The organism is Streptomyces sp. LHD-70, assembly GCF_031157275.1.
Classification (GTDB): Bacteria; Actinomycetota; Actinomycetes; order Streptomycetales; family Streptomycetaceae; genus Streptomyces.
Window position 1 is genome coordinate 136,383 of record NZ_JAVIFW010000015.1, and the last position, 21,898, is coordinate 158,280.

19 protein-coding genes and 1 pseudogene are annotated in these 21,898 nt (G+C 68.7%); 11 read left to right on the forward strand and 9 right to left on the reverse strand.

Annotation, left to right across the window (positions count from 1 at the left end; all coding sequences use genetic code 11):
- Positions 1–78: 78 nt before the first annotated feature.
- The gene (locus RCO28_RS27255; protein WP_308943916.1) at positions 79–1,653 is read right to left on the reverse strand and encodes an APC family permease; all 1,575 of its coding nucleotides are present in this window, start codon (positions 1,651–1,653) and stop codon (positions 79–81) included.
- 101 nt (positions 1,654–1,754) lie between these two features.
- Positions 1,755–2,687 (reverse strand): LysR family transcriptional regulator, encoded by a 933-nt coding sequence (locus RCO28_RS27260; RefSeq protein WP_308943917.1) that lies wholly within the window; start codon positions 2,685–2,687, stop codon positions 1,755–1,757.
- A 223-nt stretch (positions 2,688–2,910) separates the two neighbouring features.
- Between RCO28_RS27260 and RCO28_RS27265 the strand changes: the two genes are divergently transcribed.
- Positions 2,911–4,458: an amino acid decarboxylase gene (locus RCO28_RS27265; RefSeq protein ID WP_308943918.1), complete on the forward strand. Its 1,548-nt coding sequence runs from the start codon at positions 2,911–2,913 to the stop codon at positions 4,456–4,458.
- Between the two features lie 543 nt (positions 4,459–5,001).
- Entirely contained in the window at positions 5,002–6,255 is a 1,254-nt protein-coding gene (locus RCO28_RS27270) for a YncE family protein (RefSeq protein ID WP_308943919.1), read from the forward strand.
- A gap of 74 nt (positions 6,256–6,329) precedes the next feature.
- Here the strand turns inward: RCO28_RS27270 and RCO28_RS27275 are convergent, their stop codons facing one another.
- The 3 genes from RCO28_RS27275 to RCO28_RS27285 form a co-directional block, all read right to left on the reverse strand.
- Positions 6,330–6,953 (reverse strand): hypothetical protein, encoded by a 624-nt coding sequence (locus RCO28_RS27275; protein WP_308943920.1) that lies wholly within the window; start codon positions 6,951–6,953, stop codon positions 6,330–6,332.
- Between the two features lie 150 nt (positions 6,954–7,103).
- Positions 7,104–7,676, reverse strand: a complete 573-nt coding sequence (locus RCO28_RS27280) for a hypothetical protein (protein ID WP_308943921.1) — start codon at positions 7,674–7,676, stop codon at positions 7,104–7,106.
- Positions 7,677–7,757: 81 nt separating this feature from the next.
- Positions 7,758–8,372, reverse strand: a complete 615-nt coding sequence (locus RCO28_RS27285; RefSeq protein ID WP_308943922.1) for a class I SAM-dependent methyltransferase — start codon at positions 8,370–8,372, stop codon at positions 7,758–7,760.
- 337 nt (positions 8,373–8,709) lie between these two features.
- Here RCO28_RS27285 and RCO28_RS27290 point away from each other — a divergent pair, with 337 nt between their 5' ends.
- Positions 8,710–8,889, forward strand: a complete 180-nt coding sequence (locus RCO28_RS27290) for a hypothetical protein (protein WP_308943923.1) — start codon at positions 8,710–8,712, stop codon at positions 8,887–8,889.
- A gap of 15 nt (positions 8,890–8,904) precedes the next feature.
- Positions 8,905–9,300, forward strand: coding sequence for a TniB family NTP-binding protein (locus tag RCO28_RS27295; protein ID WP_308943924.1), 396 nt, complete (start codon positions 8,905–8,907; stop codon positions 9,298–9,300).
- Positions 9,301–9,366: 66 nt separating this feature from the next.
- Here RCO28_RS27295 and RCO28_RS27300 read toward each other — a convergent pair whose 3' ends face one another.
- Positions 9,367–9,936 carry a hypothetical protein gene (locus tag RCO28_RS27300; RefSeq protein ID WP_308943925.1) on the reverse strand — a complete coding sequence of 190 codons (570 nt, stop codon included), beginning with the start codon at positions 9,934–9,936 and terminating at the stop codon, positions 9,367–9,369.
- 673 nt (positions 9,937–10,609) lie between these two features.
- A complete protein-coding gene (locus RCO28_RS27305) occupies positions 10,610–11,653 on the reverse strand; it encodes an AraC family transcriptional regulator (RefSeq protein WP_308943926.1) in 1,044 nt (347 codons plus the stop codon).
- 146 nt (positions 11,654–11,799) lie between these two features.
- On the opposite strand from RCO28_RS27305, the gene RCO28_RS27310 reads away from it, so the two are divergent.
- The 6 genes and pseudogenes from RCO28_RS27310 to RCO28_RS27335 form a co-directional block, all read left to right on the forward strand.
- Positions 11,800–12,855, forward strand: coding sequence for a 3-keto-5-aminohexanoate cleavage protein (locus RCO28_RS27310; protein ID WP_308943927.1), 1,056 nt, complete (start codon positions 11,800–11,802; stop codon positions 12,853–12,855).
- 296 nt (positions 12,856–13,151) lie between these two features.
- Complete coding sequence (locus RCO28_RS27315) at positions 13,152–13,841, forward strand: hypothetical protein (RefSeq protein ID WP_308943928.1); 690 nt, start codon at positions 13,152–13,154, stop codon at positions 13,839–13,841.
- A complete protein-coding gene (locus tag RCO28_RS27320; protein ID WP_308943929.1) occupies positions 13,841–15,223 on the forward strand; it encodes an MFS transporter in 1,383 nt (460 codons plus the stop codon). The genes RCO28_RS27315 and RCO28_RS27320 overlap by 1 nt, the downstream gene beginning before the upstream one ends.
- Before the next feature lie 134 nt (positions 15,224–15,357).
- Positions 15,358–16,182, forward strand: a complete 825-nt coding sequence (locus RCO28_RS27325) for an SDR family NAD(P)-dependent oxidoreductase (RefSeq protein WP_308943930.1) — start codon at positions 15,358–15,360, stop codon at positions 16,180–16,182.
- Between the two features lie 623 nt (positions 16,183–16,805).
- Positions 16,806–18,344, forward strand: a complete 1,539-nt coding sequence (locus RCO28_RS27330; RefSeq protein ID WP_308943931.1) for a long-chain fatty acid--CoA ligase — start codon at positions 16,806–16,808, stop codon at positions 18,342–18,344.
- A 62-nt stretch (positions 18,345–18,406) separates the two neighbouring features.
- Positions 18,407–18,631: pseudogene (locus RCO28_RS27335) on the forward strand (IS630 family transposase); the annotation flags it as partial.
- A gap of 72 nt (positions 18,632–18,703) precedes the next feature.
- On the opposite strand, the gene RCO28_RS27340 reads toward RCO28_RS27335, so the two are convergent.
- Complete coding sequence (locus RCO28_RS27340) at positions 18,704–19,351, reverse strand: GNAT family N-acetyltransferase (RefSeq protein WP_308943932.1); 648 nt, start codon at positions 19,349–19,351, stop codon at positions 18,704–18,706.
- A 225-nt stretch (positions 19,352–19,576) separates the two neighbouring features.
- On the reverse strand, positions 19,577–21,103 hold the full coding sequence (locus tag RCO28_RS27345; protein WP_308943933.1) for a hypothetical protein: 1,527 nt from the start codon (positions 21,101–21,103) through the stop codon (positions 19,577–19,579).
- A 216-nt stretch (positions 21,104–21,319) separates the two neighbouring features.
- Here RCO28_RS27345 and RCO28_RS27350 point away from each other — a divergent pair, with 216 nt between their 5' ends.
- Positions 21,320–21,808 (forward strand): glutathione peroxidase, encoded by a 489-nt coding sequence (locus RCO28_RS27350; protein WP_308943934.1) that lies wholly within the window; start codon positions 21,320–21,322, stop codon positions 21,806–21,808.
- The last annotated feature ends 90 nt before the right edge of the window (positions 21,809–21,898 follow it).

Consider the following 21,898-nt stretch of genomic DNA (forward strand, 5'->3'; position numbering starts at 1 on the left):
CCCATGCGGGTCGTCTCGCACCGGTTCGACTCGCACCAGTCGGGACCGTATCGGCTGTTCGGCACCGGCTGGAGGGGGCTACCGGACAGTCGGACCGTCTGGGCGCGTGAGCTGTTCTCCCGCCCGGGTTGCCGGGGCCGCTGCGGGCTGTGGCTGTGGCGTCGACTCTGTTGATTCTGCGGGTGGTTCAGGGTCCCGGAGGGAAGAGTGGCGGCGGCCGAAGGTCAGGTAGAGGGCCGCCGCGAGGAGGAGCCAGCAGCCGAAGAGGGTCCAGGTGATGCCGGGCAGCAGGTACGCGAGGTAGAGGCAGGACACCGCGGAGAGGACCGGCACGAGCGGGTACAGCGGGACCTTGAAGGGCCGGGGTGCGTCCGGGGCGATCCGGCGCAGCACGATCACCGCGGCGGCCACGGCGACGAACGCGACGAGGGTGCCCATGCTCGTCAGGTCGGCGAGGTACTGCAGCGGCACGAGCGCCGCGAGCCCGCCGACGCACGCTCCGACGATCCATGTGTTGTGCACCGGTGTGTGCCGTTCGCGGTCCACGCGCCGGAAGATCTGCGGCACCAGGCCGTCGCGCGCCATCGAGAACAGGATGCGGGTCTGCCCGAAGAGGGTCACCAGGACGACGCTGAAGATGGAGACGACCGCTCCCGCGGCGAGCAGCACCGCGGGCCAGCCGGCGCCGGTGACGTTCCGCAGGATCTGCGCGAGGACCGCTTCGCCCGCGTCGGCCTGCTCGCCGAACTTCGCGGTCGGCTGGGCTCCGACGGCCGCGACTGCGACGAGGATGTAGAGCGCGGTGACCGTGGCGAGGGTGAGCAGCAGTGCGAGGGGGATGGTGCGGCGCGGGTTGCGGACTTCCTCGCTTGCGGTGGCGACGGTGTCGAAGCCCACGTACGAGAAGAAGACGCCGGACGCCGCGATGCCGATGCCGCCGATGCCGTGCGGCGCGAAGTCGCTGAAGTGCTCGGATCGGAAGGCGGTCAGGGCGACGGCGACGAAGAGGAGCAGTACGCCGATCTTCACGCACACCATGACCGCGTTGACGGTGGCTGATTCGCGGGTGCCGCGGGCGAGCAGCAGGGAGCAGAGCAGGACGACGACGAGTGCGGGGATGTTGACGTAGCCGCCGGCTCCGGGGGCTTGGCTGATCGCGTCGGGGAGGGTGAATCCGAAGAGGGAGGAGGACAGTTCGTTCAGGTACTGGCCCCAGCTGACGGCGACCGTCGACACGGCGACGCCGTACTCGAGGATCAGGCACCAGGCGACGAGGTAGGCGGCGCCCTCGCCGAGGGAGGCGTAGGTGTACGAGTAGGTGCTGCCGGCGACCGGGACGGTGCCGGCCAGTTCCACGTAGCAGAGTGCTGCGAGTCCGGCCACGGCGGCGGCGAGGGCGAAGGACAGGATGACGCTCGGGCCGGTGTCGGGGACGGTGGTGCCGAGGACGAAGAAGATGCCGGTGCCCACGACGGAGCTGATGCCCAGGAGGGTCAACTGGCCGAGTCCCATGGTGCGTTGGAGGGATCCGCCGCCGCTGCCGCTGCCGCCGCCGTGACCGTCGCTTCCGGAGGGAGGGTGCGGATCGTCGCTCTCGGCGATCATCGTGCCCAGCGGTTTGCGGCGGCACAGCTGTCCTGAGATACGGCCCATGGCTCTCCTCGTGATGGTCCCGGTGGGACGGCTTCGGGTTCCGGGATCGTGCGGGAAGGGCAGACGGCGGACAACATCGGATAAGTACAAGTGGGCGCAGGTCAGTTGGCCAGTTCGACGGGTTGCTTCCACCGCTGTTCGATCTGTACGGCCTGCCGGGTGAGGGCGGCCGTCAGTTCGCGGATGCTCGGCGCGGCCGTGGTACGGAGCACGGCCACGCTGATCTCGCGAGCCAGGGGTGCGCCGTCGAGACGGCGTACGGCGATGTCGTTGCGCGGTGCGCCGAGCGCGAGCCGGGGTACGACGGCCACACCGGCGCCTGCTGCGACGAAGCCCTGCACCATCGCGTAGTCGTCGGTGCGCAGGGTGTGTACGGGCTCGAACGCGTGCTGGGCGCAGGCCCACGCCAGCAGCCGGTCGCAGGGGTCGCCCGGGTCGGCCGCGCCGATCCAGTCCTCGTGGCGCAGTGCGTCGAGGGGTACGCGGTCCTGTGCGGCGCGGGGGTGGTCGAGTGGGAGGGCCAGGAGCAGTGGGTCGTGAAGGAGCGGGTGCACGTCGAAGTCGTCGTCGAGGTCCAGGCGGTCGCCGGGCTGGGAGAAGACCAGGGCCGCGTGCAGTTCCCGGGCTCTGAGTCCCTGGAGCAGTACGGGCAGTTCGCCTTCGGTGAGGGAGACGTTGACGCCGCCGGTGCGCAGGGCTTTCACGGCGGGTGGCAGGAGGAGGGCTCCGGCGGTGGGGAACGTGCCGATGTGCAAGGTGTGTTTGCCGCGTTCGGCCAGGTCCCGGACTTCCCGTTCGGCGAGGCGCAGCCGCTCCAGGACGGCTTCGGCGTGCGGAAGGAGGGCGGTCCCGATCTCGGTCAGTACGGCGCCGCGTGGTCCCCGGCGTACCAACTCGGCGTCGAAGTGGGCTTCGAGGACGGACAGGTGGTGGGTGATGGTGGGCTGACTGTGGTGCAGGGAGCGTGCTGCGGCGGCGAGCGAGCCCTCGCGGGCTATGGCTCGGAGGGTGTGCAGTTGGCGGATTTCGAGCATGCGGGTGAGGCTTTCGGGTCGGCACGGCGGGGCAGGGACGGGGCCCGTGGGGAGTTATGGACCGTCTGCGGAGCAAGGGCGGGGGCAAGGGTGGGGCCCGTGGGGAGTTATAGACCGTCTGCGGAGCAAGGGCGGGGCCCGTAGGGAGTTATAGACCGTCTATGGAGAGGTGCAGGAAAGTGATGTGTTCCTCTATGGCCTGCAGCCTGCCACGCTGACCTGCGTGAACACCAGATCCACCGCGCTTTCGCGCAGGTCAGAGCCAACCGTTGCGTCTCCCGCCACCGCGCCCCCTGTTCGGGACTCGTCCGCCCCGTACGCAGATGCTCTGCGTGTGCATGCGGGGCGCGGTTGGCTGCGTCTGAACGTTCCCGGGCACGCCGCGGACGGGCCCCGGTTCGGACCGTTGTCGCAGCTGCTCGGCCCTGCCGCGCTGGCCCTCGACTTCCCGCCTCTGCTGGACGGCCTCGATCTGGGGCCCACGGCGCCGCTGGCGCGGGCCGAGCGGCTGGCGGCCGAGGCCTGGGGCGCTCGGCGCACCTGGTTCCTGACCAATGGCGCCTCGCAGGGCAACCAGGTCGCCTCGCTGGTCGCCCCGGCGCTCGGTGACACGCTGGTCGTGCAGCGCAGCGTCCACTCGAGCGTCATCGACGGGCTGGTCCTGTCCGGCCTCGACACCGCGTTCGTGCAGCCCTCGGTCGACGCCGGTCAGGGCATCGCGCACGGCGTGGACGCCGCCGGTCTCGCCGAGGCTCTGGCCCGCTGCCCGCGTCCCGCGGCGGCGTACGTGGTGTCGCCGAGCTACTTCGGTGCGGTCGCCGACGTGCGCGCGCTCGCGGATGTCGCTCATGCCGCGGGTGTGCCGCTGATCGTGGACGAGGCTTGGGGGGCGCACTTCGGCTTCCACCCGGCGCTGCCCGAGAACGCCCTGTCCCAGGGGGCCGACCTGGTCACCTCCAGCACCCACAAACTGGGCGGCAGCCTGACCCAGTCGGCCATGCTGCACCTGGGCCACGGGCCGTTCGCCGACCGTCTCGAACCGCTGGTCGACCGGGCCTTCCGCCTGGTCCAGTCGACGAGCGCGAGCGCCCTGCTGCTTGCCTCGCTCGACCTGGCGCGCGCCCAACTCGCCGGGGGTGCGGAGCAGTTGGGTGCGTCGATCGACGCGGCGGACCGGGTACGCAGGACTGTACGGCGTCTCGGGCGGTACCGGCTGGTCAGTGACGGCTTCGGCCGGTTCCGGGACATCGTGGGAGCCGACCCGCTGCGGATCGCCGTCGACACGCGCAGCGGCGGCATCCCCGGCCATGAGGCGCGGCGCCTGCTCTACCGCGACCACCAGATCATGGTCGAGGTGGCCACGGACGCGGCGGTCGTCGCCGTGGTGGGCGCGGGATCGCTCCCCGACACCGAGCGGTTCGTGGAGGCCCTGCACTGCCTGCCCGCCCCGCTCGCCGACCAGGGCCGCCCCGAGCGGGCTGACCTGCGGCTCCCCTCCCCCGGTCCGGCGCGGCTCTCGGCCCGTGCGGCGTTCCTGCGGCCCGCGCGGCTGCTGCCCGCGGCCGAGGCGGTGGGCCGCGTCTCCGCGGACACCCTGGCCGCCTACCCGCCGGGCATCCCCAACGTGCTGCCCGGCGAGGTCGTCACGGCCGAGGTCGTCGACTTCCTGCAGCGCACGGCGGCCGCTCCGTACGGCCATGTGCGCGGCGCCCACGATGCGGCGGTCTCCCAGCTGCGCGTCGTGGACGACGACACCACCGAGCCGCGCTGAACGTCGGGCGCGTACGGGTACTCGGTGAACGTCGGGCGCGTACGGGTACTCGGGTGGGCGTCGGGCGCGTACGGGTACTCGGTGAACGTCGGGCGCGTACGGGTACTCGGCCCAGGGCGCTGCCCATCTGATAGCTGAGGACGAACAGGCCGAGGGCCGCGGGGCGTTCGGGTTGCGGGGTGACCCTGCCAAGACATCCGTCGAACACAGCCTGGAAAGCGTGAGGCGAGCGCGCCCGGGAGGACAGCGTGGCCCCGAAGCTGCCCGTGCCCGGTCGTTCGCTTCCTCGATGCGGCGTCGCTTGTCGTCCGTTGGGTCGAAGACGAGCTGGTGCACCGCCGCTTCCTGGTCCGCGAGGCGTTCGGCGGCTGGTGCGGACGCGGGCGAAGCCAACGCCGTCGACTCGCGACCAAACGCGGACGGCCTAGGGCCGGGCCTGGTGGGTCGGGCTCAACCTCTTCCGGACCAGGCCTTGTGACCGGACCCCCGCTTCCTTACCATCCGGTAACTAAGTGCCCGCTGCCTGATCCAGGAGCCACGAACATGCGAGCTTCCCCGTCTCCCCGTTGGCGCCGACTCCTCGTCCGGGGCGCTGTGGCGACCGCGACTGCCGCCGGAGTGCTCCTCGCCACCGGTCCCGCGCAGGCCACGCCGCGGCAGGAGGTGCTGCTCGTCGGCAACAACTGGGAGGGGACCGCCGACGTGATCGAGTCCAGCGGTGAGTTCGCGAAGATCGGCCGGATCGGTCTCATTCCCGACAAGGAGGAGCGGCTGCGCGAGATCTACTCGAATCCCGTACGGCTCGCGTACTTCCTCGGCATCCGCATGACCGTCGGCGAGGGGCACGACCAGTACACCGACGACATGTACACCACACCGGACGGCTCGGCCGTGGTCGTCTCCCGGCCCAGTTTCGCCGACGTCGTCTCGATCGACACGACCACCGGGCGCATCAACTGGCGCTTCCCCGTGGCCGGTTACCGCTCCGACCACATGGCCGTCTCACCCGACGGCTCCCGCGTGGCGGTCTCGGCCTCCACCGGCAACACCGTCCACGTACTCGATATCCACACCGGTCGGCAGATCGGTTCCTTCAAGACCGGCGACAAGCCGCACGAGAACGTCTTCACCCGCGACGGCAAGATCTGGAACATGGCGATCGGCGAGGTCAACAATGACCTCGACGCCCCTTGGCTGGACGGCCTGAAGGGCGACCGCAGGATCACCGTCGCTGATGCCGATACCTTCGAGGTCGTCCGGACGATCGACATGCGCGAACGCCTCGACGCGTACGGCCAGTCCGACAAGTCCGACGCCATCCGTCCGGTCGCCTTCACACCCGACGAGTCGAAGCTGTACTTCCAAGTCTCGTTCTTCAACGGCTTCTTCGAGTACGACGTCGCCGCCGACGCGATCACCCGCATGAAGACCCTGCCGAAGAACCCCGATACCTCCGACGACCGGACCACGTACGTCAACGACTCCCGCCACCACGGCATGTCCATGAATCCCGCAGGCACCAAGCTCTGCGTCGCCGGGACCATGGACGAATACGCCACGATCGTCGACCGCGACACACTCCGGCAAGGCCCGTTGGTGCCCGCGGCCAAGCCGTACTGGGCCACCGTGAGCGGCGACGGAAAGGCGTGTGTGATCTCCGAGAGCGCCGCGGACCAGGTCACCGCCATCGACTTCGCCACCGGCCGCAAGATCAAGTCCGTCCCCATGGGCGACCACCCGCAGCGCATCCGCGTGGCGCACCTGCCGGCTGACTGGACCAGCCCCGCCACAGGTTGAACCGGCTACATCCCGGTGCTCGTCCCTGCGGCCCACCCCGGCCGGTGTAGCGGGCGCCGCGCCGCCGACGGCGGTCAGATGCGGTGCACGGGAGCGGTGTTGTCGGTCCAGTGCCAATTCACCGGGCTCCACTGCTTCTTGAGGACGGTCCGCTCCTTGGCGTAGGAGCGCAGTGCGTCATCCACCTCCTGGCCGAGGTCGCCGAGGGAGGCTGGGCGGGGGATGCGGAGCAGCAGGTGTTGTGTGCGGTGTACGAGGATGAGTTCGCCGGTGGGTGTGCAGTCGGCGAGGGTGAAGTGCTTCAGGAGTTTGTAGCGCTTGTCTTCCAGATCGAGGCGTTGGGCTCGGACTCCGGTGGCTGTCCAGGCGAACAGGCCGTAACGGTTGAGGTGGTAGATCCGCTCGCGTGCTGGGTCGGCGGCGATCTCGAAGCAGTGGCCCGTGAAGGGTGAGTCGCGGTGCAGGTGCATGCCGCCGAGCCGGCCGACGAATTCGCCCCGGTCGTTGATCAGGACGAACGCGAACCGTTGGCCGCGGCTCCCTCCGCGGTAGATGTGGCCGTAGACGGGGACGACGAACAGGTCCTCCCGTACGACCGCGGGCCGGCCGAGCCGTGCATCGCGCCAGGCCCACAGCCGCGCGGTCTGTTCGAGGTCGGTGAGGTGCTCCGTCAGCGAGGGGCGTGGCCGGTGGCTCAATGCCGACCGGCTCACCGTGGTGCAGGACGTCGGGCCGCAGGTCCGCTTCGGTCTGCTTGACGGGCTCGGCGTCCATGGAGGCCAGAGCGCGCAAGGCCGGCTTCGAGGAGGGGGTGAGGGGCTGGTCGGTGATCGACACGATGTTGTCGATCAGGAGCCGTAGTTGTAGAGCCCGTACTCGCCGGTCGTGCACAGCAGGCGGCCGGCCCGGGTCGTGCTGATCGACGAGGCGAAGGGGTCACGCGGGCCGTCCTCGTGACGTCGGTGAGGCATGGTGTGGCGTGCGGTCACCGTGGTGAGGTCCGCGGTGATCAGATGGGTCTGGTCTTCGGCCCCGGTTGCGGCGAGCGTCCCGTCGGGCAGGAGGCACAGGCTCTTGGCCCACCACAGGTCCTGGCCGAGCCCGGTCGTCCGGCCACCGAACGTCGTGTCCTGGCTCAGGAATTCGCTCTGCCCCGAGACGCCGGTGGCGAGCAGGGTGCCGTCGGGCGCGTACCTGCTCACCAGCACGTAGCTGAAGTCCGCCTTCGCCGGGTCGGCCTCGTCATCCGCCACACCGTAGGTATGACGGTGGACCCGGTAGAGGATGTAGAGGTCGCCAGAGGGCGCGGTGGCGGCGTCCTTGACCTCCATGCCCCAGCCCTCGGTGTACTTGCGGTCCAGGTCGATCGCATGGTGCTCGACGAGCGCAGAGGGCAACGGCACCGGTATGGCGTAGGTCATGGCGCCATTCTCAACGGTCCCACTGACAAGCCGGCGCCGGAGCAGGCCGGCGTCGGCTTGGGTGGCAGTGGCTTCGTGCGTTCAATCGCGATGCATCTGGTGGACGCTGACGGCATAGCCGCCGCCTTCAAAGGGGTGGGCGTCCCATGTCGCGAAGCGGTCGACGAGGGTGAGGCCGGCCTCGGCGCAGTAGGCGTCGTACTCCGGGAGGGTGATGGTGGGCGGTACCGGCAGGTGGGCTTGGTCCAGGCCGAATCCGGCGACCATCAGGCCGCCCGGGCGCAGCGCCGCGGCCAGGCGGTCGACCACGGTGGCCTCGGTACCCGTTGCAAGGAGCGGGAAGATGTTGCCGGCGGCGACCACGAGGTCGAAGGCGGCGGCACCGGGAAGGCCCGCCGGGTCGAGCGTGGCCAAGTCGGCCTGGATCCAGGGGAGTTCCGGTGCCTGTCTGCGCGCTACGGCCAGCATGGAATCGTCGCGATCGACGCCGACGCAGTCGTAGCCGAGTTCCGCCAACCGGATCATGACCCGGCCGGTGCCACACCCGGCATCCAGCACACGCGCCCCGGCGGGCACCAGCGCGGCGCACAACCGCGCCTCACCGTGCATGTCCTTGCCGCTGCCGGCCAGCGCCGCGAACCTGGCGGCGTAGTCCTCTCCGGACGTCCCACCGGTCAACTCTTCCCAACGGCTCATGACGGACAGAGTAGGTGAACAGCACGAATGCGCGCTCCGTGGCCGCCCGAGCAGAGCCGTCTTGGCGAGTGTGTGCCCGCGGTCGTCGATGGGGAACGGCGGCGGTGCGCGGTGGGACGGGGGTTGGACGGGTTGGACGGGGGTTGGACGGGGGTGCGCTGCTTTCCGGTGGCTCGACATCGCCGCCACCGGCACACGCATCCTGACGGACCGGCCGCCCGCCGTGCCCGTCCTCAGTTGACCTCCCGCCTGACCGCCCGCACCGGGGGAATCAGTACGCAGCGTTGAGGACCGCCTCGCCTACCACTCCGCGTTCGTCACCGTCCGGCCCCCGGCCATGGAGAACCTCACCACCAGCGTGCGCACCCTGATGATCCTGGGACGGCATCAACTGCCCACCGCACGCCCCTCCCTGATCGTCTCCGGCCCGGCAGCGGCCGGGAAAACCACCGCTCTCCTGCATGTCGAACGCGCCTGCCAACTCACCCACACCCAACAGCACCCACCACCGGCCTGAAGCACGCACGCTCCCGTGCCGGTCGCCTACGTACTGGTACCGCCCGCGAGCGCGAAAGCCCTCGCAGGCGAGTTCGCCCGCTACCTCTCCATCCCCGTCACCGCCCGCATGACACAGGCCCAGATCACCGACGCCGTCTGCCACGCCTACAACCGTGTGGGCGTGCGACTCGTGATGATCGACGAGATCCACCGGCTCAACCCCCGCACCACCACCGGCGCCGAAACCGCAGACCTGCTCAAAGACCTCACCGAACGCATCCGTGCGACGTTCGTATACGCGGGCATCGACGTCACCGGCACCGCCTTGCTCTCCCGGGTACGCGGAGCCCAACTCGCTGGCCGGGCTTGTCTGGTGGAAGGCAGTGCCTTCCCTGCACGACTCGGGAAACAACACCCTTCCGCGAACTGATCACCGGCGTGAAGCCGCGCTTGATCTCCGCGCACACCCGCCGGGAACCCTCGTCCGCCACGCCTCCTACCTCCACCAGCGCACCGCGGGCCGGATCGGGAGCCTGACCCGGTTCCGCCAAGCCGCGATCACGAGCATCCTCGACGGCACCGAACGCATCCCCAAAACCAACGCTAGAAGCCGTCCGGCTCGATCACCGCGCCGAACAACATCACCGCGCAGGAACTGACGCCACGTCGGCCTCGTGCCGGGTCCGCGTCGGGGTGCGGGGCCCAGGCCGGCGCTGCGCAGGGTGCGCCGGATGGCTGAGGCACCGATGCGGTGGCCGAGGCCGCGCAGCTCGCCCTGGATGCGGGTCGAGCCCCAGGTCGGGTTCTCCCTGGCCAGGCGCAGGATCAGTGCGGTGAGCTCCTCGTAGATCGGCGGACGTCCGGTCCGTGCGGGCTTCTGCCTCCACTTCCAGCGCAGCAGCGTGCGGTGCAAGGCGAGCAGGGTGCCGGGAGTGACCAGGCGGTGGCGGCGCAGCTGGCCCGGGAGGTGCCGGGCGAGGGCGGCGAGCACAGCGCGCTCCGGCCATGTCAGGCGCGGCCGGACGCCGAGCTGGCGGCGCAGCCGCGTTCTCGTGGCGGAGCGCAACGAGAACGACGTCCTTGGCCTCATCCGTGCGGGAGAGCAGCAGGAGCAGTCCGAGGAGCCGGAGGAAGATCAGATAGAGGATGTGCAGCGCCATTCAGTGCGAGCCTGCCATGATCGCTGGGTGCTGCATAGCACCTGCTCATGGGCTATGCGTGACTTTCGGCACCCCACTGGGCGGCGGAGGGGAGCATGCGCAGATTCCTGGCGAGGACCCCGAGCATGCCCGCGCAGGGGAGCACGGCCAGCGGCGACACGAGTTGGTGTGCCAGCGAGTCCAGGGCGACTCCGGTGACCGCGCAGATCAGACCCGGCAGAAGCCATCCGGCGCGCCCCGCCCGCGGATGGGTGGGGCGCGCCGGTGACCCTGGGGAACAGGTCGGGATTGCCTTGTCCTTCCGCAGTCGGGACGTGTCGACTGTTTTCACGGCCAGGTTCAGGCTTCCACGGGGAGCAGTCGGCCGCCGTCGTAGAACCCGCCCGCGCTGTAGACGAGGGACGGGCGGTCGCTGTGTTCGGCGTGCACCACCCGGGCGATGAACATCGTGTGGGTGGTGGTCTGGAGAATCTGCCGACCACAGACCCGCAGACGCCGGACCTGTGAAAATAGGCGCCCCGACCGGACGGCGCCCGACATTGCGGAGTCGGCCGGGTGCCGCCTGGGCCATGACGCTCCTCAACGGGGCGAGGCGGTTGCCTCGCCTCCTTGTTGTTTGCGCCACCGGCCGGGCGACTGGTGATGCCACCGCTTGAACGCGCGCGTGAAGTTCCCTTGGTTGCTGTAGCCGAGCAGGTGGGCGATGTCGGCCATCGGCAGCTCGGTGTCGGTGAGGAGGTGACGAGCGACGTCGCGGCGGGTTTCGTCGAGGAGAGCCTCGAACGTGATGCCATGGCGGGCCAGATGCCGGTGGAGGGTGTACCTGTGGATGCCGAAAAGGGCCGCGACATTCTCCACGCTGCAAGAGCCGGTGGCCAGCAGATTCTGAATCGTCTTGCGCACCTGCACGACGAGGTCTGGCTGGTCCCTCCCCTGCAGCTCGACCAGGTGATCGTAGAGGAACCTCTCCAGCTTCTGGTCTGCCCCCGCGCGCTCGTGGACCAAGAGTTCCTTCGGGAACCACACCTCGTGTCGGGGCTGGTCGAAGAGGACCGTGGCGCGGAAGAACCGCCGGTACGGGGTGGTAGAGGCGGGTTCGCGATGGGCGATGTGCACGGTGGTCGGCCGCCAGGTGCGGCCCAGGACCATCTCCAGGATCTTCACGTTGGCGACTAGAAAGGCCGTGAGGATCTGCTCGCTACCGGGAAACACCCGATCGATGCTCAGAGTGAGCGCCGCGTAGTCGTCCTCGACGGTGAGGCCGGCAGTGAGTCCGGGGTACCAGATGGGGCTGAACCGCAGGAGGGCGTCGACCGCATCGCGTACGGAATGAGCGTTCAGTACCAAAAAGCGCAAGGGACCGGTGTTGTCCAATGTGGCCCGTTGGCCCAGCAGCAGCCCCAGGTGATCGCAGCCGGTCGCGGCGCCTGCCGCTTCCAGGATGCGGCCGTTCACTCTCATCGGCAGCGGACGCAACGGGTGGGCGAATGAGTCTTGGGTGATGCCGAAGGACTCGAGCAGCTCCCATGGATCGTGCCCGAATTCCCGCATGATCTGGGGCAACGTCGACAGTGCACCGACTGGGACCGCTGCCTGGCCGAGATCTTTTGTGCCTCTGTTCATCGTCACCTCCAACGAAGGTGACGAAAGGATAATTCTGAGTGACGAATTGATCAATACCAGGGGTGTGTTCTCTCCTACGGTGACCGCATCGCGCCACCGAGGACGACGCGGTGGCCCCGGAACCTCGCCCGATGAGGAGCACGCGCATGCACTTCCTGGACGACAGCCTGTACCCGGAGAACCAGGAGAAGCTGGTAATCCAAGCCGCCCCCTACGGACCGCAGTGGACTCCGAACGATTCGGACGACATTCCAGTGTCCATGGACGAACAGGTTCAAAAGGCGGTGGACTGCTGGAACGCCGGCGCGACCGTCTTGCACGTGCACGTACGGGAAGCGGACGGCAAGGGATCCAAGCGGCTTTCCATGTTCAACGAGCTCCTGGGCCGACTGCGTGAAGCGGTGCCGGAAATGGTGCTGCAGGTCGGCGGCTCGATCTCCTTCGCCCCGGAAGACGAGGGCCGGGAAGCGAAGTGGCTGGACTACGACACCCGCCACATGCTGGCAGAGCTGTCTCCCGCCCCCGACCAGGTCACCATCGCGATCAACACAAGCCAGATGAACATCGTCGAGATGCTGACCGAGGACGACGTCGCCGGCACGATCCTGGAGAAGCCGCAGTACGTCGAGGCCTATAGCGAGATGGTTTCCGACGCTCGCCCCTCCTTCTACATCGAGCATCTCAAGCGACTGGCCGCCAAGGGGATCCAGCCGCACTTCATGCTCGGCCACGTGCACCAGCTCGAGTCGGTCGAGCGCCTGATCCGCAAGGGTCTCTATCAAGGCCCGCTGGTGCTCAACTACGTTGCCATCGGCGGAGGCGCCGCAGGCTTCAACCCGGCCGACCTGATGGAGTTCGTCCGACGCTCACCGGACGGCGCGGTGCTGACCATCGAGAGCTCGATGCGCGCGGTACTGCCCCTCAACGTCATGGCCCTGGCCATGGGGCTGCATGTGCGGGTCGGTATCGAGGACAACCTCTGGGGTCGCAAGGGAGAGCGCATCACCACGGTGCAGCAGATCGAGCAGGTCGTCCGCATCGCGAAGGAACTCGGACGGGACATCGCGACCGGGCCGGAGGCGCGCCGGATCTATCAGATCGGCGAGAGCTACGACAGCACCGAGGAGACGATCGCCAAGCTCGGCCTGCCACCCACCCGCCGGCCTGGTCAGCGTGGCTTCACTGTCCCCGGCCTCAGCTGACACCGCGACCCCAGACCCAGCCAAGGGCGTCCGGGAGGGCCCTCGCCCGGCTGGCCCGCGCGGGCACGTCTGTCCGCAAACACGGAGCCAGACATGAGACAGCGGGGGAACTCGCCCACTGGGGACCGGCGAGTACCGAGGCAGTTCTGTGCCCAGCCGGGCGCAGAGCTGCTCCCTCGCCCCTTTCGGTACACCCAACATCAAGCCCGCTTGTCGCTTACCTGGCCAGCGCCCCCTGGTCGTCCACCACCTGCACACGACCGCAGCAACCTTAGCCCCGCCCTCCGAGGAGCAGCGTGAACATTTCCAGTGCACCCAGGGAAGACGCAGCGGCCGATGCCGCCAACCCAGAGCCGACCGAGGACGCCCTCGCCGCAGACCACATCCTCGGCCCCAAGCTGGCCGCGCTGCTGCGGCTCAAGCTCGACGCCTCAGTGACCCACCTGTACACCCGCGGGATCCGCCGGCATATACGGGCCGCCCTTCAGGCCGGTGCCACCCGTGAGGAAGTCCTCACGGTCCTCAAGCTGTCCACGGTCATCGGCATCCACGCCCTCGCGGTCGGCATGCCCATCCTGAACCAGGAACTGGACTACGCCCAGACTCCCGCGCAGCCACAACCCCCCTTCTGCTCGACCCCGGTCTGCGACACCCTGCGCCGCGACCGGCAGTTCAACCCGGACTGGGACGCGATCTACGACGCTGCTCCGGACTGGCTGGAGAACTTCCTGGCCAGCGCCCTGGAGTTCTGGCGCGACGGCATCCTGCCACCTTTGTGGATCGAGCTCCTGTGCATCGCCGGTGACTCCGCGCTCACCCACATGTACTCGCCCGGAACGCGCCGGCACATCCATGCCGCGCTCAGCCTCGGAGCCACCCGCGAGCAGATCCTGGCCGTTCTCGACATCGTCGGCCACCAAGGCCAAGAAGCAGTCGAGACGGCTGTGCACATCCTTGACGATGTGTGGGCCAAGGAGCGCCCCTGATGTCTTCAGCAGCCGTGGAAGTAGCCTCCCGCCTTGAAAGACTCCCGCTGTCCCGGTGGCACAAGACCATCGTTGCGTTGCTGGCGGGAGCGCTGGTCTTCGAGTACATGGATCTGTACTCCTTCGCCTTTACCCCCGCGCTCATGGAGCACGAGGGATTCACCGTCCAAGACGTAGCGATCATCACCGGCGCGACAGCCGCCGGCACCTTCTTCGGCGCCGGGATCGGCGGTCGGCTGGCCGACCGGTTCGGTCGCAAGCCCGTCCTGCTGGCGTGCGTGGCCACCTACAGCCTGGGCTCGCTGCTCAATGCCGTAGTGGCCGACCCCATCTACTTCTTGGCGCTGCGTTTCGTCACCGCCTTGGGATTCCAAGGGATGAACGTCGTCACGGTGGTGCTGCTGGCTGAACTCATGCCCGCCCGGGTCCGCGGCCGCGCCCAGGCCTGGGCCGTCGGCTGCGGGGCGGTAGGCCCGATGGTGATGGCATGGCTCGGCTTCTTCGTGGTCCCCAACATCGAGTGGGGCTGGCGCCTTCTCTATGTCGTCGGCGGTCTGGGAATCGTGCTCTTCGTCGTGCTCCAGCGGCATCTACCCGAGTCGCCGCGCTGGCTGGTCTCGGCCGGTCACCATGTCCGCGCCGAAACCACCTTGCGCGCGATCGAAGACGAGATCACACGTCAGGGGCACGTACTGCCGCCCCCCGATGCAGCCCCGACACCGCCCGCCGAGGACGATGACTCCGGAGCGGGCCTGCGGGCACTGGCAAAGGCCGGGTACGGCGGCCGGTTCGCCGTCACCTCAGCGATCTTCACACTGGGCGTCGTCTCATACTTCGGCTTCAACTACTGGGTCTCCACCCTGCTGAAGCTCCGTGGCTTCGACCTCCATCACACCACCCTGTACACGGCGATCATCGTGACCGTCGGGATGCTCGGCCCCCTGGCGGCCACCTTCTTCGCCGACCGCTGGCAGCGCAAGCACATCCTCGCCGGCATCGGCGCAGCCCTGGGCATCCTGTCTCTCCTGTTCACCCTGGCCAGCTCCACCGTGGCAGCCATCACCCTTGCCTGTGTCCTGTCCTTCGTCTTCCAGCTCTCGGTGCCCCTCACGCTGACCTATACCAGCGAGGTCTTCCCTACCCGATTCCGTTCCACGGGCCTGGGCTGGGCCAATTCCATCGCCCGGGTCGCCAATGTCATCGCCGCCCAGGTCATCTCCGCTCTGCTGCTGGGCTTCGGAATCGCCGCGGTCTTCTATTTCGTCGCGGCGCTCATGTTCACCTTTGCCCTACTCATCTCCGTCTTCGGGATACGCACGCGCGGTATATCCCTGGAAGAGGTCAACGAGGCGCGAGCGGAGACCACACCGACGGCGTCATAGTTCCGACCCCGGGAATGACCTGGAGATCCGCCCCGCGCGACCTCGAGGAAAGGCGCTCTATGAAGTGCCACATTCCCGGGCACGCTCCCATCTCTTCATTCCCGGGCACGCTCCCATCTCTTCAGGAGACCGCTATGCACATGGCAAACAAAGTCGCGCTCGTGACCGGGGTTGGGCCGGGCCTGGGCAAGGCGATTGCAGTTACGCTGGCGCGTGAAGGGGCGAACGTCGTGATCTGCGACGTGAACGAGACATCGCTGGCTGAGGCCCGCCAAGAGGTCGAGGCCGCAGGCGCCAACTGCCTTGCAGTGCGCTGCGACGTGTCGTCGAGCGCCGAGGTCACCGACATGTTCGCCGCCGCGGTGGAGCACTTCGGCTCCGTTCACGTGCTCGTTAACAACGCCGCGCTGACCCCTAACAGGCCGACCGACACCGAGCGCCGCAACCAGCTCTATGCCTACCTGCACACACCCATGGCCCGCGACTCGCTGCGCTTCACCAGCGAGATCAGCGACGAGGAGTGGCAGCGCTACTGGGACGTGAATGTGCATGGTGTGTTCTATTGCACCCGTGAGGCACTCAGGTTGATGCAGCCGCAGCGCTACGGGCGCATCGTCAACATCGCATCGATCGCCGGCATCTCGTCGAGGAGCGCGCACAGCCCGCACTACAGTGCGAGCAAGGGCGCAGTGATCGCCTTCACCCGCTCGGTGGCGATGGAAGTGGCAGGCGCCAACATCTTCGTCAACGCCATGGCGCCCGGAGGCGTCGCGACACCGGCCTTCAACGAGTACCTGGAACAGATCGGCGAGGCTGGCCGTAACCGTCTCTGGCAGGGCTGCCCCGCGGGGCGCTTCGGCACCGTCGATGAGTATGCCGCGACGGTACGGCACCTTGCGAGCGATGAACACTACCTAGTTGGACAGGTCATCAGCCCCAATGGGGGCTCAGCAATCTGAATGCAACTGCGCGGGCGCAATGCACCATCACCGCCTCCATAACCGAAGTCGACGACGAACGGACCGCCCAGGCGGTAGAACTCCTGGGCGAGATCCCGGTGCTGCTTGACACGCTGGCGGTGGCCCCATCGGCGGGCAGCGGTCCGCGCCGCTCTGCCTCTCTTCGTTCTTGGGTTCCTGGTCACGGCCGCGGCCTCGTCCTCGGGTCTGATTCCCGCCTCGTGGCAGCCGGGTTGGCCTAGTCGGGCCAGTTCCTCGTCACGGTCGCCCTGGCCGGCATCGGTCTGGGGCTGCACCCCTCGCTGATCCGCGCCGCGAGGGCCCGCCCGCTGGCCCTGGGCGGCATCCTCTGGGTGGCCGTCGCCGCGACCGCCCTCGCGCTGCAGTCCCTGACCGGCCGGCTCTGAGCGAGGGCGGGCGCCAGCGTGGCTACACCAAGATCAGTGGCGACCTGGTCTGACGTAACGTCACGCTGATCTTCAAACCCCGTGCTCGGCCCCAGCAAAAGGTCCGCAAGCGCGAGCTGGGCCGGCGATTGCGTCCCTGTAGCGATCGACCGGCACTGCCGCCACGCCACCCCTCACAACAACCTGATGAACCAAATCAATCCGGAGGAGCTACGAATGACGCATCTGTCCCTGGCCACAGTCCTCGCCGAGGCGGCCCGGCGCCGCCCGGATCACCCCGCGCTCGTGGAAGATGAGCTGCGGATCACGTTCGCCGAACTGTGGCAGCAGGCCCGCACCCAGGCAGCCGCGCTCACGAGACTGGGCGTCCGCCCCGGCGACAAGGTGGCCCTGATGGCCCCGAACACCGCTGAGTTCCCACGCGCCTACTACGCGATCCTCGCCGCCGGGGCTGTGGTGGTGCCTGTGCACCTGTTGCTCACGGCCGAGGAAGCCGCGCACGTGCTGCGGGACAGCGGAGCCCGTCTGCTACTGTGCCACGCCGCCCAGACTGACACGGGCAGCAAGGCTGCCGCCGAGGCAGGGGTGCGGATGATCGCCCTCGGCCCGGAAGTGAGTGTGGCCGGCTCGGACGGTCGGCTCGAAGACCTCGCCCAAACCGTCGAACCCCTGCCGTCCTACACCCCCCGCGCCGCCGAGGATCTGGCAGTGGTCTTCTACACCAGCGGCACGACGGGAGTGCCGAAGGGGGTCGGGCTCAGCCACCTCAATCTGGTCATGAACGCGACCGTCAACGCCTTCGATATCAATGACGTCCGCCCCGACGACGTGGTGCTCGGAGCCCTCCCGCTGTTCCATGTCTTCGGGCAGACCGTCAGCATGAACTCGACCTGGCGGGCGGGCGCCACTTTCGTCTTGCTGCCGCGCTTCGATGCCGCCGCGGCCGTCGAGTTGATGGTCCGCGAGGGCGTCAACACCTTCCACGGCGTGCCCACGATGTACATCCGGCTGCTGGAGGCCGCCCGCACAGCGGGCGCCCTGCCGCGGCTTCGTCTGTGCATCTCCGGCGGCGCCTCGCTCCCCGTGACTGTGCTGGAGCGGTTCAACGAGGTCTTCGACACCGAGGTGTACGAGGGCTACGGCCTGTCCGAGACCTCGCCCACCACGGCCGTCAACCAACCCGACTTCGGCGCCAGGGCCGGAACCGTCGGCCACCCTGTGTGGGGCGTGGAGGTCGAGATCGCCCGCGCCGACCTGGAGGAGCAGATCGAGCTCCTGCCCTTCGGGGACCTCGGCGAGATCGTCGTGCGCGGCCACAACGTCTTCTCCGGCTACCTCGGCCGACCGGAGGACACCGCGGCGGCGCTCGTCGACGGATGGTTCCGCACCGGCGACCTGGGCCGCAAGGACGCCGATGGCTTCATCTCCATCGTCGATCGCAAGAAGGACCTGATCATCCGCGGCGGTTTCAACGTCTACCCGCGCCAGGTCGAGGAGGTGCTGCTGCGGCACCCCGGGATCGCCGAGGCAGCCGTCATCGGCGTTCCCGACTCTGCGTACGGCGAGGAGGTCTGCGCCGTCCTCATCGCCGACCGGCACGCCGCTCCCGCGCCAACGGCCGAGGACGTCACCGCCTGGGCTAGGCAGCACTTGGCCAAGCACATGTATCCGCGACGGATCGAGTTCGTCGACGCGTTTCCGCTGGGGCCCAGCCACAAGGTCCTCAAGCGCGAGCTGCGCCAGCGGTTCGGGTGATAGCACACCACCTCCGAACGCCCACTTCGACGACACCACCATCGAGTTCATCGACGAGAACCAACCCGATCGAGGCGCACTTCGGCCCGCTGCGGCAGTTCACCCTGGCCAACTCCCACCACCGCAACCACACCGCCCAGACGCGGGCCCTCCATGCTTACCTGCGCTGGCGCAACGCCAACGCCCGCCACCCCATCGTCCTCGCTGCTCAACGCCGCGAGCGCGCCCGCATCCGCAGTGAGAAGGGCATCCGGTGGGGCGGGCGGCCGCTTGCCACTGCGACTTGACCTACAACGCTGCCGCAGCCTGGGCTCGTCGTTCCACAGACCACCCGGGATGGTCTCCAAGCCGCTACACGGTCACACCAGGCCGAACCATGGCAGGCACTCCGACAGTCGCTCCATCTTCACCGGGACCAGCTGGTGTTGTTGCCACTGTTCAGCAGTGAGGCGGAGCCTGCGCAGCACGGCGGGCTCACCGCGTACGGCATGACGTTCAATGCCGTCCTCGTGATAGCCGAGCTTGCGCGAAACCTCCAGCGAGGCTGCGTTGTCTGAATATGCCCCAGAGACAGCGTGCTGTGCGCCGAGTCCGGCGAAGGCCAGGTGGAGGACAGCCGCACGCATCTCGGTCCCCAGGCCCTGGCGGTGATAGGCCCTGCCCAGCCAGGAGCCAGTGCCTACTTCACGACGAACCGAAAAGTCCCGGGCACCGATGCCCTGTGTACCCACGACAATGCCGTCTCGCACGACCGCCAGGTTCAGCTCCCAGTTCTCCGGCTGCCACTCACCCCAGCAGCGCCAGTGGTACTGCAGGACACTGCGAGCACGCTGCTCGGGCCCGACATCGGTCCATGCCACGGTGAACGGCTGCACCGCCGGATCATGCACACCAGCGGCTGCCAACGAAGCCAACGCGGCGAGATCATCCAGGCTGGGCAACCGAAGCTCCAGCCGCGGTGTCGTCAACCGCAGGCCCGCAAGCGGCCAGTGAGTCAGTAGGTTCATGACCAGGGATTCTTCTCGCTCCCAGCCATCGTGACTATTGGATTTTCGAGGGGAGGCGTGTTCCGGGGACCGTTTCCTACGCCTCCAACCCGGTGGACCTATTCGGTCAGGGCACTAGCTGGAGAGCTGCGCCTCCTGGGGACTGAAGCTGAGCCTCAAGACCATGCGGCAGGTGATCGCCTCGTCGTTGTGGCCATGCGGACCGTCCGCCCACAGCGCCCGGTCTCAGCCGACCTCCCCCACTCTCGCAGTCGTCCGCTCGGCGAGGTCGCAGACGTCGTTCGCGGCGTTCTCCGAGAGTTCGGCGAGTACGGCGTCGGCGGCCGTGAGGAGGGTGCGGGCCTCTTCGGGACGGTTCGCGTCGGCGAAGGCGCAGGTGAGGCGGTAGTGCTCCTCGGCTATCCAGCGGCCGAGGTTGACCTGCTGCCAGTGGCGCAGGGAGTCGTCGCCCGGGGTGGCGAGGGCGGCACGCACCTCGGCCAGGCTGTCGGCCGCCTGCGGCAATCGGCCCGCCTCCCGCTCCAGGCGGGCCAGGGTGCGCCCGGCCGAGGCGCGGTCCCATGCCGTCTCCTGAAGAGCGGCGTACAGACGCTGGGCGCGCAACGCCTGCGGAAGGTCGCCGAGTTCCTCGAAGTCCCGGGCGAGCCCGCTCAGCGGAGCCGTGGCCAGGGTGCGGGGCGCCTCGGGGCGGCGGAGTCTGCTCTGGTCCATGACGATGTCGTCGAGTTCGCGGATCAGCGCCACCCGCGCAAGCTCCGTCATCCCCTGGTCCCGGGCCAGGTCGGTCCACGTGGAGAGCGGCTCGTCCGACGGGTCCGTCCCGAACATCGACTCGTCGAGCGCTCGCGCCCACCGCTGCAACTCGTCGGCACTCGCACCCGGTTCCGGCAGGTCGCCCAGGCCGCACGCCGTGTCGAAATCCGTCTCCCGGACCTCAAGCAGCAGCGGCAGATCCCCGATGTCCCCGCGCAGCCCCACCAGCACGGCGGCGAGCCGCAGTTCGTCCGTCATCGACGACTCCGTCTCGTGCCGCAACAGATGCAGCAGCAGCTCCAGATCGCCCTCGGCCCGGTCGAACTGCGCAGCCCGCAGGGTGATCCGGCGCCGCACCGGGTCCTCGGCGACGTCACGCCACACCGTGCGCTCGCCCTCCCGCAGCCGGGCGAGGTCGGCGCGGCCCGCCGCGAGCACCCGCTCCCACAACGGCGGGCCTGCCGGGCCTATCAGCAGGTACGCACACCCCTCGTCCGCATTGAGCAGCACGAAGTCGGGCTCGGTGCGCAGCAGCGCGGCGCGCAGTCTGCCCACCAGCTCGGCCGGGGAGCGGTCCGGGAAGCCCAGCGCCGCGCGGAGCTCGGCCCGCTCCTCGTCGATTCCGTAGACCTCACGGATCTCGTCCTCGATCTCCGTGACGCGCGCCAGGATCTTCTCCTCGCCGTCGTCAGGTGACAGGCGCGTGCAGTCGTGCCAGCCGGGCAGGCCGATCACGAGTTCCAGGGCCTCGTCGACGCTGGAGCCGATGATCCCCGCGCCGCCCTCCGAGTCGGCGTAGAGCACCGAGCCGTCCGCGCACACGAAGTACGTGCCGCCCGTGTCGTCCCCGGCAACCACCTCCAGCGGCCCGCCCGAGGCGAGACGGACCTCCTCGACGTGGCCCTGGGCGGCGCGGTCCAAGTCGAAGTCGAAGGGGAAGGCGGCCAGTTCGGCCAGGCGGCGGTCCCGCCGAAGCAGCTGCAACGCGTGATCGGTCATGTCACAGAACGTAACAGCGCCCACTGACAACGGACTTGCCGGCCTCCGACCCGGCGGCCTCCACTCCGGTTTCCGACCCGGCCGCCTCCACTCCGGTTTCCGACCCGGCCGCCTCCACTCCGGTTTCCGACCCGGCCGCCTCCACTCCGGTTTCCGCCCCGGCCGCCGCCGACCCGGCCTCATGTGCAGGCAGGGACGAGACCTAGCATCTCCGGCATGTCCCTCTACGAAGTCCGGATCGACGCCCTCCAAGGCGGCCCCGCGAACCTCGCCCAGTACCGCGGCAAGGCCGTCCTCGTCGTCAATGTCGCCTCCAAGTGCGGCCTCACCCGCCAGTACGCCGAGCTGGAACAGCTCCAGCAGAAGTACGCGGCACGGGGCTTCACCGTCCTCGGCGTCCCCTGCAACCAGTTCGCCGCGGAGGAACCCGGAACCCCCGAGGAGATCGCCGCGTTCTGCTCGTCCACGTACGGGGTCACGTTCCCGCTGACCGAGAAGGTCGAGGTGAACGGCCCCCGACGACACCCCCTGTACGCGAAGCTCGTGCGCACCGCGGATGCGGACGGGCACAAGGGCGACATCCGCTGGAACTTCGAGAAGTTCCTCATCGCCCCCGACGGCACGGTCGCTGCCCGCTTCTCCCCGCAGACCACCCCGGACTCGTACGAGGTCGTGGAGGCCCTGGAGGAAATCCTCCCGGCCTGACACGGCCGGCGGCGTACGGCACGACAACCCGCCGCATGCTGGGTCAGCCTCTGCCTGACCAAGAACGACTGTCTTCCGTTGGTCATGTCA

What these genes read in the sequence shown, in the direction of transcription:
- RCO28_RS27255 (WP_308943916.1), bottom strand. Translation starts at nt 1,653, where the DNA reads ATGGGCCGTATCTCAGGACAGCTGTGCCGCCGCAAACCGCTGGGCACG.
- RCO28_RS27260 (WP_308943917.1), bottom strand. Translation starts at nt 2,687, where the DNA reads ATGCTCGAAATCCGCCAACTGCACACCCTCCGAGCCATAGCCCGCGAG.
- RCO28_RS27270 (WP_308943919.1), top strand. Translation starts at nt 5,002, where the DNA reads ATGCGAGCTTCCCCGTCTCCCCGTTGGCGCCGACTCCTCGTCCGGGGC.
- RCO28_RS27280 (WP_308943921.1), bottom strand. Translation starts at nt 7,676, where the DNA reads ATGACCTACGCCATACCGGTGCCGTTGCCCTCTGCGCTCGTCGAGCAC.
- RCO28_RS27285 (WP_308943922.1), bottom strand. Translation starts at nt 8,372, where the DNA reads ATGAGCCGTTGGGAAGAGTTGACCGGTGGGACGTCCGGAGAGGACTAC.
- RCO28_RS27290 (WP_308943923.1), top strand. Translation starts at nt 8,710, where the DNA reads ATGGAGAACCTCACCACCAGCGTGCGCACCCTGATGATCCTGGGACGG.
- RCO28_RS27305 (WP_308943926.1), bottom strand. Translation starts at nt 11,653, where the DNA reads ATGAACAGAGGCACAAAAGATCTCGGCCAGGCAGCGGTCCCAGTCGGT.
- RCO28_RS27310 (WP_308943927.1), top strand. Translation starts at nt 11,800, where the DNA reads ATGCACTTCCTGGACGACAGCCTGTACCCGGAGAACCAGGAGAAGCTG.
- RCO28_RS27320 (WP_308943929.1), top strand. Translation starts at nt 13,841, where the DNA reads ATGTCTTCAGCAGCCGTGGAAGTAGCCTCCCGCCTTGAAAGACTCCCG.
- RCO28_RS27325 (WP_308943930.1), top strand. Translation starts at nt 15,358, where the DNA reads ATGCACATGGCAAACAAAGTCGCGCTCGTGACCGGGGTTGGGCCGGGC.
- RCO28_RS27330 (WP_308943931.1), top strand. Translation starts at nt 16,806, where the DNA reads ATGACGCATCTGTCCCTGGCCACAGTCCTCGCCGAGGCGGCCCGGCGC.
- RCO28_RS27340 (WP_308943932.1), bottom strand. Translation starts at nt 19,351, where the DNA reads ATGAACCTACTGACTCACTGGCCGCTTGCGGGCCTGCGGTTGACGACA.
- RCO28_RS27345 (WP_308943933.1), bottom strand. Translation starts at nt 21,103, where the DNA reads ATGACCGATCACGCGTTGCAGCTGCTTCGGCGGGACCGCCGCCTGGCC.
- RCO28_RS27350 (WP_308943934.1), top strand. Translation starts at nt 21,320, where the DNA reads ATGTCCCTCTACGAAGTCCGGATCGACGCCCTCCAAGGCGGCCCCGCG.